Source organism: Vibrio sp. (assembly GCF_047973365.1).
Lineage (GTDB): Bacteria > Pseudomonadota > Gammaproteobacteria > Enterobacterales > Vibrionaceae > Vibrio.
Window position 1 is genome coordinate 1 of the sequence record NZ_JBKEBW010000132.1, and the last position, 19376, is coordinate 19376.

Genomic DNA, 19376 nt, shown 5'->3' on the forward strand with positions numbered 1-19376 from the left:
AGCTTCCGCACTAAGAGAATGGCCATCAATTAAAAATGAATTTGAACCATGCATAGTGAAAACATGAGTCCAATAACGAACATGTTTTGTTGGGACAGAATATTTTTCAGCGAGCTCTCGAGGAGTGGAGCCATCAAGATACTTTTTAGCTACTTTGAACTTTAACTCGCGACTGTATTTGGACATAAATAAAAGACCCCCAATAATTGGTTGTCCAACTATTGGGGGTCACTTCAGAGCATGAGAACGAGAGATTTTCTTAACTGATTGGCATTGAGTTTGATGACTGGTTTTTATTTTTCGTCTTACTTGGTAAACAGAGGATTAGTCGCGGAAGTTGTTATATTGGAAAGGTTGTTCCAAATCTGAACCACGTAAGAATGCGATTACTGCTTGCAAATCATCACGTTTTTTACCTGTTACGCGTACTTTGTCACCTTGAATTGAAGCTTGAACTTTTAGCTTCTCATCTTTAATCATCTTAACGACTTTTTTCGCCAAATCGGTCTCAATACCTTGTCTGAAAACCACTTCTTTCGACCAAGTTTTACCCGATGGTACCGATTTTTTTGACTCCATAGAACGAGGGTCAACACCGCGTTTAGCGAGGTTGTTACGTAGAATATCCATCATCTGAGTGATTTGGAAATCGTCAGGGGCAGTAAGTTTTACAGTTTCATTCTTTAGTTCAAAACTGGCTTCAACGTTACGGAAGTCAAAACGTGTAGCTAGATCACGTACAGAGTTATCGACAGAGTTTCGTACTTCAACAGTATCGACTTCAGAAACGATATCAAAAGAAGGCATGTTTAGTTTCCTTGTTGTTGATTAGAATGACTTTGTTAGACCGACGGTTATTTAGATCGGCGTACTTTTATTGACTCAGCCAACATTGCTAGCATTGTCTTGGTATCTTCCCAACCTAAACAAGGGTCAGTGATAGATTGTCCATAAGTAAGATTATCAAGATCCACCATCGACTGGTTTCCTTCTTTAATAAAACTTTCAGCCATGATACCCGCTATTTTATGACTACCAGACTCAATTTGCTGACAAATATTTTGAGCTACGTCTAATTGTTTACGATGCTGTTTTTCACAGTTTGCGTGACTAAAATCAACCACTAGACGTTGCGATAAATTAAATTGTGCTAGTTGTTTACACGCTTCATCAATCGACGCTGCGTCAAAGTTTGGACCTGATTCTCCACCGCGTAAGATGACATGCCCGAATGGGTTGCCTGCTGTACGGTAAACTGTCATGCGTCCATTTTTATCCGGCGAATAAAAGTAGTGTTGAGCGTGAGCAGCGCGAATAGCATCAATAGCGATTTTCACATTGCCATTGGTGCCGTTCTTAAATCCAACAGGACATGACAGTGCAGAAGCCATCTCACGATGAATCTGAGATTCAGTCGTACGAGCACCAATCGCGCCCCAAGTAATCAAATCGGAGATGTATTGCCCCGTAATCATATCCAAAAACTCAGTAGCTGTCGCGAGGCCAAGTTTATTAACGTCTAATAAAAGCTTACGTGCTTTGTTTAACCCCGTCTCCAATGCGTACGAACCATCTAGACCCGGGTCGGTAATTAAACCTTTCCAACCAATAACTGTGCGTGGTTTTTCAAAGTAAGTTCGCATAACAATGAACAATTCATTGCTATATTGTTGTTGAATTGCGCTTAGCCGCTGAGCGTAATCCAAAGCAGCCTCTGGATCGTGTACAGAGCAAGGGCCAACGATGACCAAAAGGCGGTCATCTTCGCCTGTTAGTATCTGTTCGATTTGTCTGCGAGAGCGGGCAATACGTTGTGCAACTTCTTCCGTAATTGGATGTGCTTGGCTAAGTTCTGCCGGAGTTGGCATTGGTCCCAACGCTTGGGTTCTTAATTCATCTGTTTTGGTTGGCATGGAGAATAGCCTATCCTTTTATTGCGAAGCGCTAAAGATAGCGAATTTGGCTGTCAGAATAAACAGTTGCGAGCGTTTGACGCTCATAAAAAACATAAAGTGAAATTATATTCATCTTTTCATCATAAGTATTGAATATAAGCTTGTTTTTCTCTCGTTGACTCGGTATTTTCGAGCAAACAACAAAACTATAATTGGAGCAGTAATGAGTTTTGAACAACAAGGAATCATCCTACCAGAGTTGGTTTTGGGAAATACTCTACCAAACGCAGACTCACAACAAAGTAGCCATGCTTTATTTGTCTCTCTGTCTGAACTGATTGCGGAGAGTGTCTTTTATCATCCGGCATTAACTGCAGGTGGCGTAGAGTTGCTTCCTGAGTTAGAACAAAACTCGTTGAATTCTCTACTGAATGATCAAAGCATCGAACAACATTTTGTTTCTGTTCTCGTGGGACGCATTGAACAAGCGATTAGCGCTGAGCAGACTTCCATTCGTGTTTGTCTTAGTTCATCAGACAGTTATGCATTCAAAGCTCTGATTGGTGGCAGTATAGAAGCAGAGGAAGTCAACCCAGCTATGGGTGTTCGTGGTGTATCACGATTTGCTTGCAGCAAGTATTCACCGGCTTTTGCTTTAGAATGCAAAGTGATTAAAGTATTGCAGGAAAAAGGGCACAAGGTTGAAATTGTCGTTCCGTTTGTAAGAGCTCTGAGTGATGCTGCTACCATTATCGATAGACTGGCTGAGCAAGGTTTACCTCGCGGTTTAAATGGATTAAGAGTGCTGTATGTGTGCAGTGTCCCTTCTGCTGCACTGGTTGCAGATAAGCTACTTCAGTATTTTGATGGTGTCGTGATCGATTGGGATGAATTGACTCAAATGACGTTAGGTGTTGATAAATATAATGAAGCACTTAGCTATTTATACAATCCAGAAAGCGAAGCTGTCAGCCAGTTAGCAAACCTTGCGGTTAATGCCGCAAACTTAGCTAAAAAACCTGTTGTGGTGGTAACTCGTGGTTTGGAAAACTATCCGAAACTGCAGGAGTATCTTGCAGAAAACGTTCAGCCAGAGTCTATTTTTAATTTTTAACTCGCTGTTCTTGTTTAACCATGAAGAGATTGGTGAGAGTGTCACTGATCTCTTAATTTTGTTAACGAAATGTTGACATGCTCCCCAGCATCCCTTTAACTGACCGCATAAATATAAAACAACATACCTTAAAAGGTCAGAAACATGCTCTCTACACTTACTAAAGCCAATTGGTATCTCAAGTCATTTGGATTTTTTAAAGTTCCATTGATTTGGGCTTGCCGTCCACAAATTCTATCTCTTAACCATAAGTCGATTGAAATACGTATTCCTTTAAATCGTCGCAATAAGAATCATCTAAACAGTATGTATTTCGGTGTACTTGCAGTTGGTGCTGATGTCGCTGGTGGTTTTATGGCAATGGATAAAGCCGGAAAGCGAGGTGAGAAGGTTTCATTGGCGTTTAAAGCGGTAAAAGGGGACTTTTTCAAACGCCCGGAAGCAGATGTGCACTTTCACTGCCATGATGGTGAGTTGATCGATGCGATGCTTGATGAAACGATAGCCACGGGAGAGCGTATTAATCAAGAGGTGAAAATTGTTGCAACTTGCCCATCTTTGCATGGTGACGAACCGATGGCGGAGTTTTTGTTAACTCTCTCCCTTAAGCGCATTGATAAACGCGTTTAATCAGCCAGTTAATTAGCGTTTGCAACATCTATTTCAGTTTTCTCTATATCGACAATTTTGCTTCGGTTAAGAACCACTTTCCAACGGTAGTAACGGGGTTGTTGCTGATGCCCATCTTCTTTGATGATCACATTGATTAAATGACGTTTCTCTACCGATTCTCGACTTACCTGACCATTATTCAGTTGGTAGATTCGGTTCGAACCTTTATCCATCAAGCGGGTAAGGGCTCTAAGGTCGATGAGCATAACATCACGAGTCTCTTCATAGCCACTCATGAAACGTGACGTTGTCATTTCTGTTTCTGAGCGGTAATGGAGAATTTGCTCTTCTCGTTGCACAACGCGTTTCTTACGTATCATCTGAATTCTATCTGCTAGTTCCGATAGGGTTTTATAGTCGAGCCATTCGATTTTTTGACCAACTTGCTTACCGGTCGTGGGGTCGAAATAGCGTCGACGCCATTTGGGTTTGCCTTTGCGTATCCAGCGCCACATCATGTCTTTTAAATCGTCTTTAAAGATCTCACGCAGCGCGTAGACAAATGACATGGCGATAATGAATGATGCGGTGATTTCGCCCCAGTAATCACGCGCAAGAATGGCGGTGATGGTAACGAATACCATGACTAAGCCGGTCGCCATTCCTTTTACTGCACGTCGCATGTTGTTGCCAAGAGAAATGACTTTCTCGGTCAGAATAATTGGGTGCTCAATCAAACGGCGCAACAAGCGCATTTTATTGCTTAGGCGAGTAATATCCTGGTCTGCTTTGACTGAATTGTAGTTGTTTAGGGCACGGTGAGCTTGCTCTCGTTCTACTAGGGTAATCAAGCGCTCCTTTATGGTTTTGTATTCTTTGTCACGAGTGAGTTTAGAAACCATAGATAAGAATTTTTGTTCGGTATACCAAGAAAGATAGTTGTCGATATTCGCGTAATAACGCTTTAAACCTTCCTCGTACGGAATGGTTCTGCGCAGTCGTTTTAAGATGTCTAAAGAGAGTTCTATAACGGTATCGACTTCGTCTTCGGTGACGGTGTCACTAGATGCGTTGAGTTGGCTAACGGCTTTATCTAGTGCAATAACATATTGATAAGCAAACAAACTTAAACTTACGCGGTATTGAGTTGCGGATAGTCTGCCTCGCTGGGCGAGTCGACTATGGACAAGTGGTAGCAGTATTTTGTCACTGTAATAAGCGCGCTTTTGATGAATGGCGCTATAGAAAAATTCGGACTCGGGCATCACATCAGAAGTCAGTCCCAGCTCGCCGGGAATAAAGAGATACAAATCTAAGTCTAGTTTCTTGTTCTCTGACATTTCCGTGGTGATTTTTAATGTAACCGCGTCTTGTTTGTCTACCGTGATCAACAATAACTCCTACAGTATGTTCGAAAAATAACGAAATTTTCTCTGATGAACAGGCGAAAGCATAACAGAGATAACGTATAATCTCTGCAAATTTGAGGTGAGACAGTAATTAATGATTAACGTTGGCAAGATTAACAGTCTAGAAGTGGTAAAAATCGCAGAGTTTGGCGTGTTTTTGGATGCAGGTGAATTTGGCACCGCTATGTTGCCTAAACGTATGGCACCTGAAGGCGTTGAGCTTGGCCACTATGTTGACGTATTTTTGTATTTCGATTCTGATAACCAACTGGCTGCGACCACTGAAAAACCAGTGGCAGAAGTGGGCGAATGGGGCTTAATGACGATTGAAAGCGTCAACAGCACGGGGGCATTTGCAAGTTGGGGAATCAAGAATAAAGATTTGTTGCTGCCATTCAGTGAGCAGCGTACCCGCTTTAAACCAGGTCAAAGTGTTCTGGTTTATGTCTACACAGATAAAGCATCAGGTCGTATCGTAGGTACCACCAAGTTCAATAAATGGTTAGACAAAACGCCAGCCAATTACACCAAAAACCAACAAGTTGACCTGATCATCGCTGAGCGCTCTGAGCTAGGCTTTAAGGCGATTGTTAATGGTCAACACTGGGGAATGATTTTCCCATCAGACGTGTTTGGCAAACTCTTCATTGGTAAAAGACTAAAAGGCTTTATTAAAAACATTCGTCCGGATGGCAAAATCGATCTCTCTCTGCAGAAGATTGGTGTTGAGAAGATGGATGACCTGAGCGAGAAAATTTTAGAAACTCTAGCCAAAAAAGGAGGGGGTTTGCCATTAAGCGATAAGTCCTCACCAGAAGAAATTTTTGCCCAGTTTCGTACTAGTAAAGGTACGTTTAAAAAGTCCATCGGCACCTTGTACAAACAAGGCAAAATTGTGATCGAAAAAGATGGTATTCGGTTAGCTTAAATCGGTCGCCTATAGAACTATCGCTCATTTCCGCCAGATCAAAAAAAGGCCCGAAATGCTTTGCATTTTTGGGCCTAGGGGAATGGGCTCCGAAGAGCCTGCGCTAATTTCTACTTACCGTTAAGTGTAGTATAGGCTCCTCACTTGGCGAGTATGAATTAGAATTTCATACTATAGTTTGTTTTTACAAAAGAGCATTTTGCTTTTTAAAATAGGTTTTTATCTCTAACGAGTTCTCTCGGCAGACCATTTTTTATTCTATTACCGACCCATTTTCCTAATCCAATCACATCCTTACCATAACGCACGATAACTTCGCCTTGGCCACTTTGAGCTTCTGGGCGGACATCTCGTCCCATATACCATTCTCTTGCATCTTCAATCGAGAGTACTACACAGCAGGCTTCATTGCCGGTTGCTAGAGTCGTTGCTACCTGATGCTGCCAGCGATAGCCTTTCTTGTGTGTTTCGGCGATTTTAATCCCCATACGTGAGAAGCGTAGTTCACCCAACATTGGTTCTAAAGCATCAGGGAACAACCAAACATCATTGTCACGTAGCCAAACTGAACTGTGTTCTGGCAACGAAATCCCCAAACATTTTTGTAGCTCTTGATTAACATCGTTAAAGATTTTCGCGTTTGCTTTATCAAATGGGAATTTACCTAAACGCTTCTTCACCGTAGGGGTGTCAACGCTTGAGTTTTTGCGAATACGAGCAACAAAGAAGCCTTCACAGTCATAAACTTGTGGGAAAATATGCAGGAAACCTTCCTCAGTTAAAGCTTTATTTGCTTCAGGAAAGAGTGATGCTAACGATTCGAAACTGACCGCATCGCCGAATGTGTTTTTAAGATGCCAACAGACATCTTGGTTTTCTTCACGGCTCAAAGTACAGGTTGAATAAACAAGTACTCCGCCAACCTTAAGTGCCTGAAAGGCGCTTTCAATTAACTCTTTTTGTGTATCTGCAATACTCTGAATGGATTCCTTGTTCCAGTTCTTCAGTGAGTCAGGATCTTTGCGAATGGTGCCTTCGCCTGAACAGGGTGCATCAAGAAGTACCGCATCAAACTGCTCCGGCAGCCAACCACCGAATACTCGACCATCAAAATTGGTTAGGGCAGCATTGCGAATACCACAGCGTTCAATGTTGGCGTGCAGTACTTTTACTCGGCTTGCAGCAAACTCGTTAGCGACCAGAATGCCTTCATTTTGCATCAGTGCTGCAATCTGAGTAGTTTTTGACCCCGGAGCCGCTGCCGTATCAAGTACGGATAGGTAAGGGGCGTCATCTTCGGTAAACAACGCTGAAACCGGCATCATTGAGCTAGCTTCCTGAATATAGAACAGTCCAGCCATATGCTCAGCGGTATTGCCTAACGGGACTTCGCTTTCGTCCGCATCAATCCAGAAACCAGTGTTACACCAAGGCACAGGTTGTAAAGCCCATCCTTTTGCTTGAGCACGCTTGGCGAACTCTTCAACGGAAATTTTTAACGTGTTGACGCGAACACTTTTACGCAGAGGTCTTTGGCAAGCGGCAATGAAGTCTTCCATGTTTAATTCGGCTGGAAGAATCTCGGCCATTGACGCTAGGAAAAGTTCTGGAAAGGAAATATTTGGGTGCAAAGCGTACCTCGGCTAGCAAGAGGAATGGATAACAATAGGTGGAAGATTATAACGGCAAGCTGTTTTTATTTGAAGTCGTCGGTTGATAGCTTGAAAAACACCGGTTTGGTGAGATATTGGGTTGCGTACTATTGTTTTGCATACAAAAAGAAATAAGCGTGTTGCCACGCTTATTGGTATTGAAATTATTTTATGCAGAGCATCATTAATCCGGTTGTGGAATTGGCGTGCGCCATTGTTTCCAGCCTTCTTGTGCGCGAGGATATAAATAGAAAGACTGACCTGCTTTTGCCGCTGGCATGAGCTGTTTTTGCTCTGGTGTTGAGAAGGTAATTCCACCGCGCACAATACTGTCAAATGTGCCTGCTTTAATATCCGCGCCCGATAAACCGATTGAAACATCCACACCTGAAACATTCCAGAAGACGCTGTTTTGACGAATGAGATAGCTATATTCAGGCTCAATTTCAATGGTCGAAATGACTCTATCCGCCAAGTTTCCCAGTTGAACCTGAGTCACACGACCCACATCCATCCCTCTGAATAACACTGGAGTTCCTACCGAAACAGACCCTTTGTCTTCGTTTTGTAATGTGAAGGAAATGCTGGTTTTCTTATATGGTAGAGCCGAAAGTGCGAATGAATAGGTTGGTTCTCCATCTCCGGGTTTAACCTCGATCGACTTACTTAATAAGTTTTCTAGATTTTCGACACCACTCGTTAAGCTGACTCTGGCTTCGGCAATCCAGAATACCGAGCCTTTTATTGCAATGTTGTTACTGTATTCGGGTTTGATTCTGGCAATAATGGAGATGTTGTTTGAGTCAAAACTTGGCGTCACTCTAACCACTTCACCCACAGAAACACCTTGGTATTTAATGTTAGTACCAATTGGCACTGACATACCATCAGAGGCTGTTAGGGTAATGGTTTTCCCATATTTTCGCGCTTGTTGATAGCTTGGATAGAGTAGCCAAGTGTTGCCGAGTTTATTGTCCACGCCTGTGATGTTATCGAATGCAATTCCACCTTGAATCAAAGTTTGTAGCGGTGCAGCTTTAACGCTAATACCTGCCAATGAAGCGTCTATTTCAACACCAGAACGGTTCCAGAACACCGTCTGGTCAGTGAGCAGATGTTTGTACTGGTTTTCTATTTTGACTTTAATCTCAATGCCTTTGGGTGTCAGCGTGTAACCCGAAACATTGCCGACTCGCAGATTGCGGTAGAGTAGTGGACTACCCGCATTGACTGGCGGCAGTTCATCCGCCATTAGCGTCAGTGTTTGAGTTCCTGACTGATTATATTTAGCCAGTTCAGCTAACGATTGACTCTGATAAAGACGATACTGTGACTGGATTTGATTCTTGCCTTCACTGACAAAACTGATTGAGCCAGTGAGCAACTGTTTGGCTGGCGGGATTGAAACATTGAGCCCCGATTCCGTGAGCTCTGCTGTTGCCGTTCCTGTTACATAAAAGCGACTATTAGCGCCAATAAATGCCACGTATTCTTCATCAATCAAAGCGTCGAACTCAACGTTATCCGGTTTGAGCGAAACCCTTGTTACGCTGCCAACGGCGACACCGCGGTATAAAATTTCTGTACCGGCACTGAGGCCAAATGAACTATCAGCAATCAATTTAACCGCGACAGATTTAGCCTGAGTGCGGTTAAATTCCTGCTTACGTACGGCGGTAAACTGGCGAGCGCGATCACCTTCGCCGGGGATAAGCGTTAAATAATTGCCTTTAATAAGGTTGCCCAAGTTTTCTACACCTGTCAGCGCAATTTTAGCTTCTTCAAGAATGAAGTTACTACCGCTGTTTAGCATATCGCTAAAAGCCGGTTGAATAGCCGCTGAAGCGATGATCTCTTTATGCTCTTCATCTAACTGAAGGTTAGTGATTTGTCCGATTTCCAAGCCTCGATACATAATAGGCGCACCGGACAGGCTGATATTGTTGTCGTCGGGCAGTACAATCTTAATTGCAACACCGCGTCCGGCTGTTCTTAGATCGGGATACAGTGTAAATTGAGCGTTCTGTTGAGCAGCTTCACCTTCGTCTGGTGAATCAACAGCGATAGCGCCACCCAATAACGCACTGACGCTTTCAAGACGAATATCAACACCGCCTAATCCTAAGTTGGCACCGATACCACTGACGTTCCAAAAGCGGCTTTCTGTGGTGATAACGTGGCGATACTGTTCTTGAATCGAAGCGTCGATGATGACCGAATTATTGTCGTCAGCGAGTTGATAGTTGTATACCTCACCAATCGGTATCTTTTTATAGACAATTTGCGAGCCGACAGAAATGCCACCCAAATCACGAGCTTTTAAACTAATAGTTAGCCCTTGATTGGCAAGTAAATCAGATGGTGCGGAATCGAGAGCTCGGTAGCTTTGGGGATGATCATCAGCATCATGGTCATTATCTTTGATAATATCCCTACCGGGATGAAGCGCAATGTAGTTACCTGATACCAAGGCATCAAGACCAGAAATACCAGAGAGACTCGCGGTTGGTTTTACCAGCCAAAAACGCGTATTTTCGGATAGCAACATCTTTGCTTCTGGATAAATATCGGTATCGACGTAGATACTGTCTAGGTTGGGCGATAGTTTTATGTTACGAACCATACCCACTTCTAGTCCTTGATAGCGAACAGGTGTTCTACCTGCAACTAAACCTTGCGCGTTAGAGAAATAGATCTGAATACGCTCTCCCGCATCGTGAATAGACTTCATAATGAGCCAACCTGCTAGCACCACAGTCAAAATAGGCAAAATCCACAGTGGGGATATCCCTTTGTTTCGTTTCACATCGGGTTTATAGGAGGTTTGCTGAGTAATGTTTTTATTCATCAACTGACTCTTGTTTATGGTTTTCGTCACGGTAGTTATCCCAAATTAGCCTTGGGTCTAGGCTTTCTGCGGCTAACAGTGTAAGCACAACAACCATGCCAAACGCTATTGCGCCATATCCAGGGGTGAAATCAAGCAGTTGTCCGCGATCAACTACCGCTAACATGATAGAAATAACGAACAGATCCATGACTGACCATTTTCCTATCCATTTGATTATAAAGTATATGATCATTCGCTGACGGAAAAAGACATTTCTCTTAAATTTGATCGCCAGTAACAAGTAAGCTAAACCAAAAATTTTCGCGACAGGTACAACAATACTGGCGACAAAGATAATGATCGCAATGCCTATCATACCGCTGTTAATCAGCGAAGCTACGCCAGAGAATATCGTATCCTCCAACCTTTGACCGTTAGTAAGCAGTATAGAAATAGGCAGCAAATTAGCCGGCACTATTGAGACTGTTGCCGCTAGCAAATAAGCCCAGGTTCTTTCAATTGAGTTCGGTATTCGGTGATAAAGCTTGTGATTACAACGAATGCAATGCGAATTTTCAGGTTGAGAAAGGTGGCAGTGATGACAATGCACGTGTTTTATTTCTAACGGGTATTCCATTTCTGGTCGCCATGCTTCCCAATAACGGCGAACACTGATTCGGCTGATAAGTAGCACAGTGAATATCTGCAATAAAATCAAACCGTAGAGACCCGGCCCAAAGAACACATCAGAAATATCAATTAGTTTGAAGCAAGATACGGCAATGCTGACCAGAAAGACATCGATCATCACCCACGGTTTGAGTTTGGAAATAAGAAGTAGTGAGTAGCGAAGCAGATGAAAGTTGTTGTTTTTCAAAGCTGTATGTGCTCCAACTACCGAGCAGCAAAGCAGAAATGGAGCTAAGGATGCACAGAAAAATACCAACAGTGCTAAACCTGTATATCCTTCGTTGTAGAGCGCCTCAACGCCCGATGGTAGTTTTGCCGGAATCATTACACCAACAAGGCGGATAGTAAGAAAATCAAAAAAATGAGAAGGTATGAAAAGCAGCAGACAGGTGATTGCTAAAGCTAGATTGCCGGAAAGAGAAGGGAGTCCGCCACGGTAAAGTTGCGTACCACATCGAGGACAATACGCACTTTTACCTTTTTCCACACTGATAACATCAACAGGCAGTTCGCAGCCTTGGCAAAGGCGTATTCCAGAAGGTGTGGAGAGATGTTTATCTATTGCTCTCACTTTCATCGAATATGCCTTACATTCAGCGTGACTATATTTCTAAATAGCACGAGACCGTACGAAACCATAAAAGGTTTGATCAAGTTCTGTTTGTTCCACCCGTTCTTTGTGTGTGCCAGCTTGGCTAACGCGTCCATCTTCCAGTACATAAATCAAATCTGCTTGCTGAGTCTAAGGGCTACTTGATGACTTTTTGCCATTGAGTATTTTATAAAGTTTGCCCTAAAGTGATGCCATGATGCTGATCACCAAGAGCAAATTGTGCCTTAAAATGTCACTAAAGAGTATAGGGTGTTGTCGAACAACGGCAATTTATTTGGGGCAGACATTGTTTAATACAGACATTGTTTAATACAGACATTGTTTAATGCCAATTTGTCCCAATTTACCTATTATCTTGTTGTGTATTCACTATTACTTCGCTATTACATTGGCAAATGATAATTTGGATTGATGCTTTTTCGCTTGTGTTATGAACCAAGAACGGCTAATAGTGTCTGTGGATTTTGCCATCTTTATGAGAATTAATCTTATTTAGTTTTGGCGCATTATATGTAAAACCTTTAGGTAATAAAAACTTGAAGGTATTTAAAACCTAAAGTGAAGTCTTTATTTTTCAATTGGAAGTTTAGTTAATATGAATTTAGAACATTACCAACGCTTAACAAAACAAGCGGTCGCATTATTAGAATCAGAAATGGATTTGATTGCGAACTTGTCTAACTTAAGCGCACTGCTCAATATGGAATTGGAAGACCTAAACTGGGTTGGCTTCTATTTAATGAGGGACGGTGAGTTGGTATTAGGTCCATTCCAAGGCAAGCCTGCTTGTGTGCGTATTCCCGTCGGACGTGGTGTATGCGGTACAGCAGTTGCTACAAATAGTGTACAACGTGTTGATAATGTTCATGAGTTTGAAGGGCATATCGCGTGTGACGCTGCCAGTAATTCAGAGATTGTGATTCCGTTTTCAATTAATGGAGAGGTAGCTGGTGTACTGGATATTGACAGCCCAAGTATCGGTCGTTTCTCTAAAATTGATGAGCAAGGTCTTACATTTTTGATGACAGAAGTAGAAAAGCTGCTCAATTCACAGGCTAACAAGGCATAAATTGTCTTTTGCCTGTGGTTTTTCGTATTCAGGTCACTATAATACCGAACATATTTACTCTTAATGCTCGCGGACAAGCCGCATAAACCAGGAATCCTCATGGAAAACACTGAAAAGTTAAAAAACAGCAAAGAAGTTATTGCGTACATTGCTGAATGTTTCCCTAAATGCTTTACTTTAGAGGGTGAAGCGAAGCCTCTTAAAATTGGTATTTTTCAAGATCTTGCTGAACGCCTTGGCGAAGACCCAAAAGTTAGTAAAACTCAGCTTCGTGCAGCGTTAAGACAGTACACTTCTTCATGGCGTTATCTACACGGCGTAAAACCTGGTGCTGTTCGTGTAGACCTAGATGGAAACGGTTGTGGAGAGCTTGAAGAACAACATGTAGAACATGCACAAGCAGCGTTGGCAGAAAGCAAAGCTCGCGTTGACGCTCGCCGTAAAGAACAAGGTAAAAAAGCTCGTGAAGAAGCGAACGCTAAGCCAAAAACTAAGAAAGCAGCTCAGCCTCGTCGTCCTCAGCAAAATAAAGGGCCAAAACCAGAAAATAAACCTGTTGAAACTAGAGCTTTAAATAACGACGAAATCGTTGTTGGTAAAGAAGTAAACATCAACATGGGTAAAGGCAACATGGCTGCGACCATTGTTGAAATCAATAAGGAAGATGTGCGTGTTCAACTTGGTAACGGCCTACAAATGGTTGTAAAAGCGGAGCACTTGCGCGCCTAAAGGAGAAACTCCTACGCATGAAATGCCGTTCAAAATGGACTCTGATTGCTGCTAGCGTTTGGCTAGCAGCATCATCTGTTCAGGCTGTCGAAGCCCAAATTCAAAAGAAAGATTTACCAGTTCTTGCTCCTGAAGCTCAACACGAAACAGCCAGCAAAAGGGTAACTTCTCGTTTTACTCGTTCTCACTACAAACACTTCAATCTTGACGATCAATTCTCGCAAGAGATTTTTGAACGTTATATTGAGCTTCTCGACTATAACCGCAGCCTTTTCACTCAAGCGGATATCGACTCTTTTCAGACTAAGGCTATTCAGCTAGATGATGAACTCAAGGCAGGTAGTAATGCCATTGCCTATGAAATCTATAACTTGTCGATGAATAAGCGTTTTGACCGTTTTAAATTTGCACTGTCTTTGCTAGATAAAGAAATCAAATTTAATACAGACGAAACGATTGAAATTGATCGTGCAAAAGCTGCGTGGCCGAAAGATAAAGCTGAGATAGATCAGTTGTGGCGTAAACGGGTTAAGTATGATGCGTTGAGTCTTAAACTGACAGGTAAAGAGTGGCCTGAAATTAAAGAAACACTGTCAAAACGTTACAACAATGCTATCAAACGTTTAACTCAGACTCATAGTGAAGATGTTTTTCAACTTTATATGAATGCATTTGCACGTCAAGTTGACCCGCACACCAGCTATTTGTCGCCACGTAACGCGGAACAATTCCAGTCAGAGATGAGTTTATCGCTGGAAGGTATTGGCGCGGTTTTACAAATGACCGATGACTATACAGTGATTACATCATTAGTTACTGGTGGCCCAGCTGCAAGCAGTAAGCAATTATCTGAAGGCGACCGAATTGTTGGTGTTGGTCAGGATGGAGAAGAGCTGGTTGATGTCATTGGTTGGCGTTTAGATGACGTGGTTCAGCTCATTAAAGGACCGAAGGGCACTAAGGTTAACCTTGAGATTCTAGCTGATGGTAAAGATGCTAAACGTCACGTTGTAACAATTGTCCGCGATAAGATTCGTCTAGAAGATAGGGCTGTTAAATCAGAACTCATTGAAAAGGGTGGTAAAAAGATTGGTGTTCTTGAAGTACCGAGTTTCTATGTCGGTCTTTCTCAAGATACTGATAAGCTCATCACTGAATTAAAAGCAGATAAAGTCGATGGCATTATTGTTGATTTACGTAACAACGGCGGTGGCGCATTAACCGAAGCAACAGCATTATCTGGTTTATTTATTACCAGTGGACCGGTTGTTCAAGTGCGTGATAGCTATGGTCGGGTTAACGTTAACAGCGATACAGACGGAAAGATCAGCTATTCAGGACCTATGACAGTATTGATCAATAGCTACAGTGCTTCAGCGTCGGAGATTTTTGCTGCGGCAATGCAAGATTATGGTCGTGCGATCATCCTCGGTGAGAATTCATTCGGCAAAGGTACAGTGCAGCAGCACCGCTCTTTGAATCATATCTACGATATGTTTGATAAAGAGTTAGGCTACGTGCAGTACACCATTCAAAAGTTTTATCGTATTGATGGCGGTAGTACGCAAAACAAAGGGGTAATACCTGATATTGCCTTTCCCGCTGCACTCGATGCTTCTGAAACGGGTGAAAGCATGGAACCAAATGCACTTCCGTGGGATAGCATTGAGCAGGCCAAATATGCAAAACTTGGTGATTTCTCAGCGCTTATTACCTCTTTAACCCAAAAGCATGAAGCTCGTATTGCTTCTGATCTCGAATTTGGTTTTATCCAGCAGGATATTGCTAAATATCAAGCAGAAAAAGATGACAACTCATTGTCTTTAAATGAAAAAATTCGTAAGAAAAAGAGTGAGGAATCAGACGCAGAGCGTTTAGAGCGAATCAATAAACGTCAAGTTGTCGCGGGTAAAGCAGAATACAAGACCTTGGATGATGTGCCAAAAGATTATGAAGTGCCGGACGCGTATTTGAATGAATCGGTATCTATCATGGTTGATATGTTGAAGTCTGCAAAAAAATAGTGATTTCAATGGATTAAAAAGACGAGCCAATGAGCTCGTCTTCTTATATGCAATAAAGCTATATCAAATCTAATGTGATACACATCAATTAATTTAGCGAAATCTAACATGCGATCCTAAGCTTACAATAAGTGAGGGGGATCGCTATGAAATGGATAACCGTTATTTTTGCTTGCATGGTTTGGTTGATATACGGGCAGGCTTTGGCTTCAACGAATGGAAATGAACCACTTAAAGATTTAACGCAGTTTGATCAACCGTTTCTTCTCGGAGATTGGTATCTATTGAACCCCGCTCCTGAACAATCGGAAGAGGACTTTCTGGCGATCAAACTCAATCTTAAATCTGACTATACATTTGCCATTGATATTCAGAAAAGAGACTACAGTATCGATCATTGGCAAGGCGTATTTGGCGCCAATAGCGACACTATAATTCTTGGTTTAAATAGTGACGAACCACAGATCTATGAATATAAAAGCAACCATAATTTATTGTTTTTAAATGGAGTTACTTTTACTAAAGCGTTACCAAATGCACTTGCTGGCATGTGGTCGAGCACTTCTCTTTCTGGGTTAGACTCATACGCAGATAAACTCACCGAAGTGTTGCTCATTCTTCAGCCTGATTTTGTGTTTGTGTTTAAAGCTAGTGGACGTGATGGAAATGAAACAACCCATCAAGGTGTCTACTATATGGAAGGGGATCATCTTGTACTCCTTTACGAAGATGGCGAACAAGACACACGTTACACTTTGCAGCAAGATCAGTTAACTCTGGATATGGAAGCTGGGTCAGTATTTGCGGTACTAAATCGTATTCGTTGAGTTGTTATTAACCAATTGATTTACATTGTGAGAGATAGCTACCCTTGGTTATCTCTTTTTTTGTTTTAGGGGTTGTTATTGTTGCTAACAAGCCTAAGATCTGTAACTGTCACCTATCATTATGTCAAAAGGATTCCGGCAATGGCTCAAACTCCCCAAGCCAAATATCGTAAAAATTATACTCAACCATCTCATACCATTTCTCAAATTGAATTGACCGTTGATCTCTTTGATACCGCGACGACGGTGACGGCTGTTTCTCAGGTTAAACAGATGAAAGACAGCACCACATTGGTTTTGGATGGCGAAGAACTCACACTACAAGCGCTTAAAGTCAATGGTGTAGATTGGACTGAATTCACGCAACTTGAAACGGGTTTAGAGATTCGCCAGTTGCCAACTGAGTTTGAGTTGACGATTGTTACCTTAATCAACCCAGAAGCTAATACTGCATTAGAAGGTTTGTATAAATCTGGTGGCGCTTTCTGTACCCAGTGTGAAGCAGAAGGTTTCCGCCGGATTACTTATTATTTAGATCGCCCGGATGTATTAGCAAAATACACCACTACCGTTATCGCTGATAAAGCTCAATATCCATACTTGCTAAGTAACGGTAACAAGATAGCACAAGGCGAAGTGGAAGATGGACGCCATTGGGTGAAATGGCAAGATCCGCATCCAAAACCCGCTTATCTATTTGCGTTAGTCGCTGGCGATTTTGATGTGCTGCGAGATCAATATCTCACTCGCTCAGGTCGCAATGTTGACCTGGAAATTTTTGTTGACAAAGGCAATCTAGACCGAGCCCACCATGCGATGGCTTCTTTGATTAACTCAATGAAGTGGGACGAAGAACGCTTTGGTTTAGAATATGACTTAGATATTTACATGATTGTTGCAGTTGATTTCTTCAACATGGGCGCAATGGAAAACAAAGGGTTGAACATTTTCAACTCTAAGTTCGTATTGGCAAATGATCAAACCGCAACGGATACTGATTATCTTGGTATCGAAGCGGTAATCGGTCACGAATACTTCCATAACTGGACGGGCAACCGCGTGACATGTCGCGACTGGTTCCAACTGAGCTTGAAAGAAGGTTTGACTGTATTCCGTGATCAAGAATTCTCGTCGGATTTGGGCTCTCGTGCCGTTAACCGAATCAATAATGTGCGTATTATTCGTGGTCCGCAATTTGCTGAAGATGCCAGCCCAATGTCTCACCCAATTCGTCCCGATAAAGTTATAGAAATGAATAACTTCTATACTTTAACTGTGTACGAAAAGGGCAGCGAAGTGATTCGTATGATGCATACTTTGCTTGGCGAAGACGGCTTCCAAAAAGGTATGAAGTTATACTTTGAACGTCATGATGGCACTGCGGCTACTTGTGAAGATTTTGTCGCTGCAATGGAAGATGCCTCGGATGTAGATTTGAAACAGTTCCGTTTATGGTATAGCCAGTCAGGTACACCAACGGTTTCTGTTCGCAGTCAATATGATGCCGAAGCAAAAACCTATGCATTGACGGTTTGCCAATCAACAGAACCGACTCATGAACAAAAAGACAAGCAAGCGCTGCATATTCCTTTCGACGTAGAATTGTATACGAAAGGTGGAAATATTATTCCATTACAGTGTAACGGAAAGTCAGTCGCGAATGTGTTAAATGTTACTCAAGCAGAGCAAACCTTTGTATTTGAGAATGTAGCAGAGCAACCCATTCCATCATTATTGAGAGAGTTTTCAGCGCCGGTGAAACTGGAATATGACTACTCAGATGACGAGTTGGTGTTCTTAATGTCTCATGCGACTAACGAATTTGCTCGTTGGGATGCGGGACAAATTCTCATGGCTAAGTATATCCATGACAATGTCACTCGATTGCAGCAAGGGCAACGCGTTGAATTATCTGAAGTTGTTATTGATGCTTTCCGTGGCGTATTGCTTAGTGACTCGCTAGAACCTGCATTTGTAGCAGAGATGCTTTCATTACCTAGCCACAATGAGGTGTCAGGTTGGTATAAGTGTGTGGATGTCGATGCCGTTGCCAATGTTCTTAAAGCGTTCAAAGTTATTCTTGCAACAGAGTTAGAAGACGAACTTAGCGCGACTTATCAAACTCTAAAACAAAATGAATATACCATCAGTCATGATGCTATTGGTAAGCGCGCATTGCGCAATATTTGTTTGTCCTATTTGGCGTACACCGAACAAGGTAATGCTTTAGCGGAGAAACAATACAACGAAGCGAACAATATGACTGACACTATTGCTGCGATGAGCGCCGCTAACAGCGCGGGCTTGCCATGTCGCGAAGCGCAAATGCTTGATTACAGTGATAAGTGGAAACATGACGGTTTGGTTATGGATAAGTGGTTTACTCTTCAAGGCTCTAACCCAGCGAGTAACGCTCTTGAAGTCATTAAGAAAACGATGAACCATGAAGCGTTCAGTTTGAAGAATCCGAACCGTACTCGAAACCTAATTGGTGCGTTCTTAAACAATAACCCGGTAAACTTCCATGCCAAAAGTGGAGAAGGTTATCGTTTTGCCGGCGAAATACTGCGTGAGCTCAATAGCAGTAATCCACAGGTCGCTTCTCGTCTAATTGACCCATTACTCAAGTTCCGTAAATATGACGAGGAACGCCAAGGGTTGATAAGAAAAGAGTTGGAAGCGTTAAAAGCGATGGATAATTTAGCTCGCGATCTTTTCGAGAAAGTCTCTAAAGCTCTGGAAGACTAAATACAAACAATGGTGGCATTTCGATGCCACTTTTTTGTTTGCCCAGCAAAGCTGGCAAACCCGTCCACTTGAAAGAAAGTGGAGTCACCCTGACTAAGGGGAAGACAATCCGAATGGCAAGGGCGTCACGGGCTAACGGTGGGGTCTGAAGGAAGCCATAGGAAGTTAGATGTACACAACTAACCGTAATCTGTTTCGGCGGTACTGGTGGGTAAGCGTCCAAAATAGCGCAAAGC

At 42.4% G+C, this 19376-nt stretch carries 14 protein-coding genes and 2 pseudogenes; 8 read left to right on the forward strand and 8 right to left on the reverse strand.

The genetic code is table 11. The annotated features are described in order from the left end of the window. The 3 genes and pseudogenes from ACK5MF_RS16465 to ACK5MF_RS16475 form a co-directional block, all read right to left on the reverse strand. Positions 1 to 186: pseudogene (locus ACK5MF_RS16465) on the reverse strand (helix-turn-helix domain-containing protein); the annotation flags it as partial. A gap of 138 nt (positions 187 to 324) precedes the next feature. Then, positions 325 to 807: a YajQ family cyclic di-GMP-binding protein gene (locus ACK5MF_RS16470; protein WP_416923657.1), complete on the reverse strand. Its 483-nt coding sequence runs from the start codon at positions 805 to 807 to the stop codon at positions 325 to 327. A 47-nt stretch (positions 808 to 854) separates the two neighbouring features. Next, positions 855 to 1913, reverse strand: coding sequence for a 3-deoxy-7-phosphoheptulonate synthase (locus tag ACK5MF_RS16475; RefSeq protein WP_416923658.1), 1059 nt, complete (start codon positions 1911 to 1913; stop codon positions 855 to 857). A 205-nt stretch (positions 1914 to 2118) separates the two neighbouring features. Here ACK5MF_RS16475 and ACK5MF_RS16480 point away from each other — a divergent pair, with 205 nt between their 5' ends. Together ACK5MF_RS16480 and ACK5MF_RS16485 are read left to right on the forward strand one after the other, a co-directional pair. Beyond that, entirely contained in the window at positions 2119 to 3009 is an 891-nt protein-coding gene (locus ACK5MF_RS16480) for a putative PEP-binding protein (protein ID WP_416923659.1), read from the forward strand. Positions 3010 to 3153: 144 nt separating this feature from the next. Then, positions 3154 to 3639, forward strand: a complete 486-nt coding sequence (locus ACK5MF_RS16485; protein WP_416923660.1) for a DUF4442 domain-containing protein — start codon at positions 3154 to 3156, stop codon at positions 3637 to 3639. Positions 3640 to 3647: 8 nt separating this feature from the next. Here ACK5MF_RS16485 and ACK5MF_RS16490 read toward each other — a convergent pair whose 3' ends face one another. After that, on the reverse strand, positions 3648 to 5012 hold the full coding sequence (locus ACK5MF_RS16490; protein ID WP_416923661.1) for a hypothetical protein: 1365 nt from the start codon (positions 5010 to 5012) through the stop codon (positions 3648 to 3650). Between the two features lie 112 nt (positions 5013 to 5124). On the opposite strand from ACK5MF_RS16490, the gene ACK5MF_RS16495 reads away from it, so the two are divergent. Beyond that, positions 5125 to 5958: a S1 RNA-binding domain-containing protein gene (locus tag ACK5MF_RS16495; RefSeq protein WP_416923662.1), complete on the forward strand. Its 834-nt coding sequence runs from the start codon at positions 5125 to 5127 to the stop codon at positions 5956 to 5958. 206 nt (positions 5959 to 6164) lie between these two features. Here ACK5MF_RS16495 and rsmF read toward each other — a convergent pair whose 3' ends face one another. From rsmF to ACK5MF_RS16510, 3 genes are all read right to left on the reverse strand, one after another. Beyond that, complete coding sequence (rsmF, locus tag ACK5MF_RS16500) at positions 6165 to 7589, reverse strand: 16S rRNA (cytosine(1407)-C(5))-methyltransferase RsmF (RefSeq protein WP_416923663.1); 1425 nt, start codon at positions 7587 to 7589, stop codon at positions 6165 to 6167. A 205-nt stretch (positions 7590 to 7794) separates the two neighbouring features. Beyond that, a complete protein-coding gene (locus ACK5MF_RS16505; RefSeq protein WP_416923664.1) occupies positions 7795 to 10458 on the reverse strand; it encodes an MlaD family protein in 2664 nt (887 codons plus the stop codon). Further along, positions 10451 to 11707 (reverse strand): PqiA/YebS family transporter subunit, encoded by a 1257-nt coding sequence (locus tag ACK5MF_RS16510; RefSeq protein ID WP_416923665.1) that lies wholly within the window; start codon positions 11705 to 11707, stop codon positions 10451 to 10453. The genes ACK5MF_RS16505 and ACK5MF_RS16510 overlap by 8 nt, the downstream gene beginning before the upstream one ends. A 631-nt stretch (positions 11708 to 12338) precedes the next feature. Here ACK5MF_RS16510 and ACK5MF_RS16515 point away from each other — a divergent pair. The 5 genes from ACK5MF_RS16515 to pepN all read left to right on the forward strand — a co-directional run bounded on the left by ACK5MF_RS16515 (position 12339) and on the right by pepN (position 19140). Continuing rightward, a complete protein-coding gene (locus tag ACK5MF_RS16515; protein WP_416923666.1) occupies positions 12339 to 12812 on the forward strand; it encodes a GAF domain-containing protein in 474 nt (157 codons plus the stop codon). Positions 12813 to 12911: 99 nt separating this feature from the next. Continuing rightward, the gene (proQ, locus tag ACK5MF_RS16520) at positions 12912 to 13541 is read left to right on the forward strand and encodes an RNA chaperone ProQ (RefSeq protein WP_416923667.1); all 630 of its coding nucleotides are present in this window, start codon (positions 12912 to 12914) and stop codon (positions 13539 to 13541) included. A gap of 17 nt (positions 13542 to 13558) precedes the next feature. Further along, positions 13559 to 15565 carry a carboxy terminal-processing peptidase gene (gene prc / locus ACK5MF_RS16525; protein ID WP_416923668.1) on the forward strand — a complete coding sequence of 669 codons (2007 nt, stop codon included), beginning with the start codon at positions 13559 to 13561 and terminating at the stop codon, positions 15563 to 15565. A gap of 146 nt (positions 15566 to 15711) precedes the next feature. Further along, positions 15712 to 16392, forward strand: coding sequence for a hypothetical protein (locus ACK5MF_RS16530; protein WP_416923669.1), 681 nt, complete (start codon positions 15712 to 15714; stop codon positions 16390 to 16392). Positions 16393 to 16533: 141 nt separating this feature from the next. Continuing rightward, on the forward strand, positions 16534 to 19140 hold the full coding sequence (gene pepN, locus ACK5MF_RS16535; RefSeq protein ID WP_416923670.1) for an aminopeptidase N: 2607 nt from the start codon (positions 16534 to 16536) through the stop codon (positions 19138 to 19140). Here pepN and ACK5MF_RS16540 read toward each other — a convergent pair. After that, positions 19121 to 19376: pseudogene (locus tag ACK5MF_RS16540) on the reverse strand (hypothetical protein); the annotation flags it as partial. The gene pepN and the pseudogene ACK5MF_RS16540 overlap by 20 nt on opposite strands.

Bases quoted from the DNA above. Each gene is read 5' to 3' on its own strand.
- ACK5MF_RS16470 (WP_416923657.1), bottom strand. From the start codon at position 807: ATGCCTTCTTTTGATATCGTTTCTGAAGTCGATACTGTTGAAGTACGA.
- ACK5MF_RS16475 (WP_416923658.1), bottom strand. From the start codon at position 1,913: ATGCCAACCAAAACAGATGAATTAAGAACCCAAGCGTTGGGACCAATG.
- ACK5MF_RS16480 (WP_416923659.1), top strand. From the start codon at position 2,119: ATGAGTTTTGAACAACAAGGAATCATCCTACCAGAGTTGGTTTTGGGA.
- ACK5MF_RS16485 (WP_416923660.1), top strand. From the start codon at position 3,154: ATGCTCTCTACACTTACTAAAGCCAATTGGTATCTCAAGTCATTTGGA.
- ACK5MF_RS16495 (WP_416923662.1), top strand. From the start codon at position 5,125: ATGATTAACGTTGGCAAGATTAACAGTCTAGAAGTGGTAAAAATCGCA.
- ACK5MF_RS16505 (WP_416923664.1), bottom strand. From the start codon at position 10,458: ATGAATAAAAACATTACTCAGCAAACCTCCTATAAACCCGATGTGAAA.
- ACK5MF_RS16510 (WP_416923665.1), bottom strand. From the start codon at position 11,707: ATGAAAGTGAGAGCAATAGATAAACATCTCTCCACACCTTCTGGAATA.
- ACK5MF_RS16515 (WP_416923666.1), top strand. From the start codon at position 12,339: ATGAATTTAGAACATTACCAACGCTTAACAAAACAAGCGGTCGCATTA.
- proQ (WP_416923667.1), top strand. From the start codon at position 12,912: ATGGAAAACACTGAAAAGTTAAAAAACAGCAAAGAAGTTATTGCGTAC.
- prc (WP_416923668.1), top strand. From the start codon at position 13,559: ATGAAATGCCGTTCAAAATGGACTCTGATTGCTGCTAGCGTTTGGCTA.
- ACK5MF_RS16530 (WP_416923669.1), top strand. From the start codon at position 15,712: ATGAAATGGATAACCGTTATTTTTGCTTGCATGGTTTGGTTGATATAC.
- pepN (WP_416923670.1), top strand. From the start codon at position 16,534: ATGGCTCAAACTCCCCAAGCCAAATATCGTAAAAATTATACTCAACCA.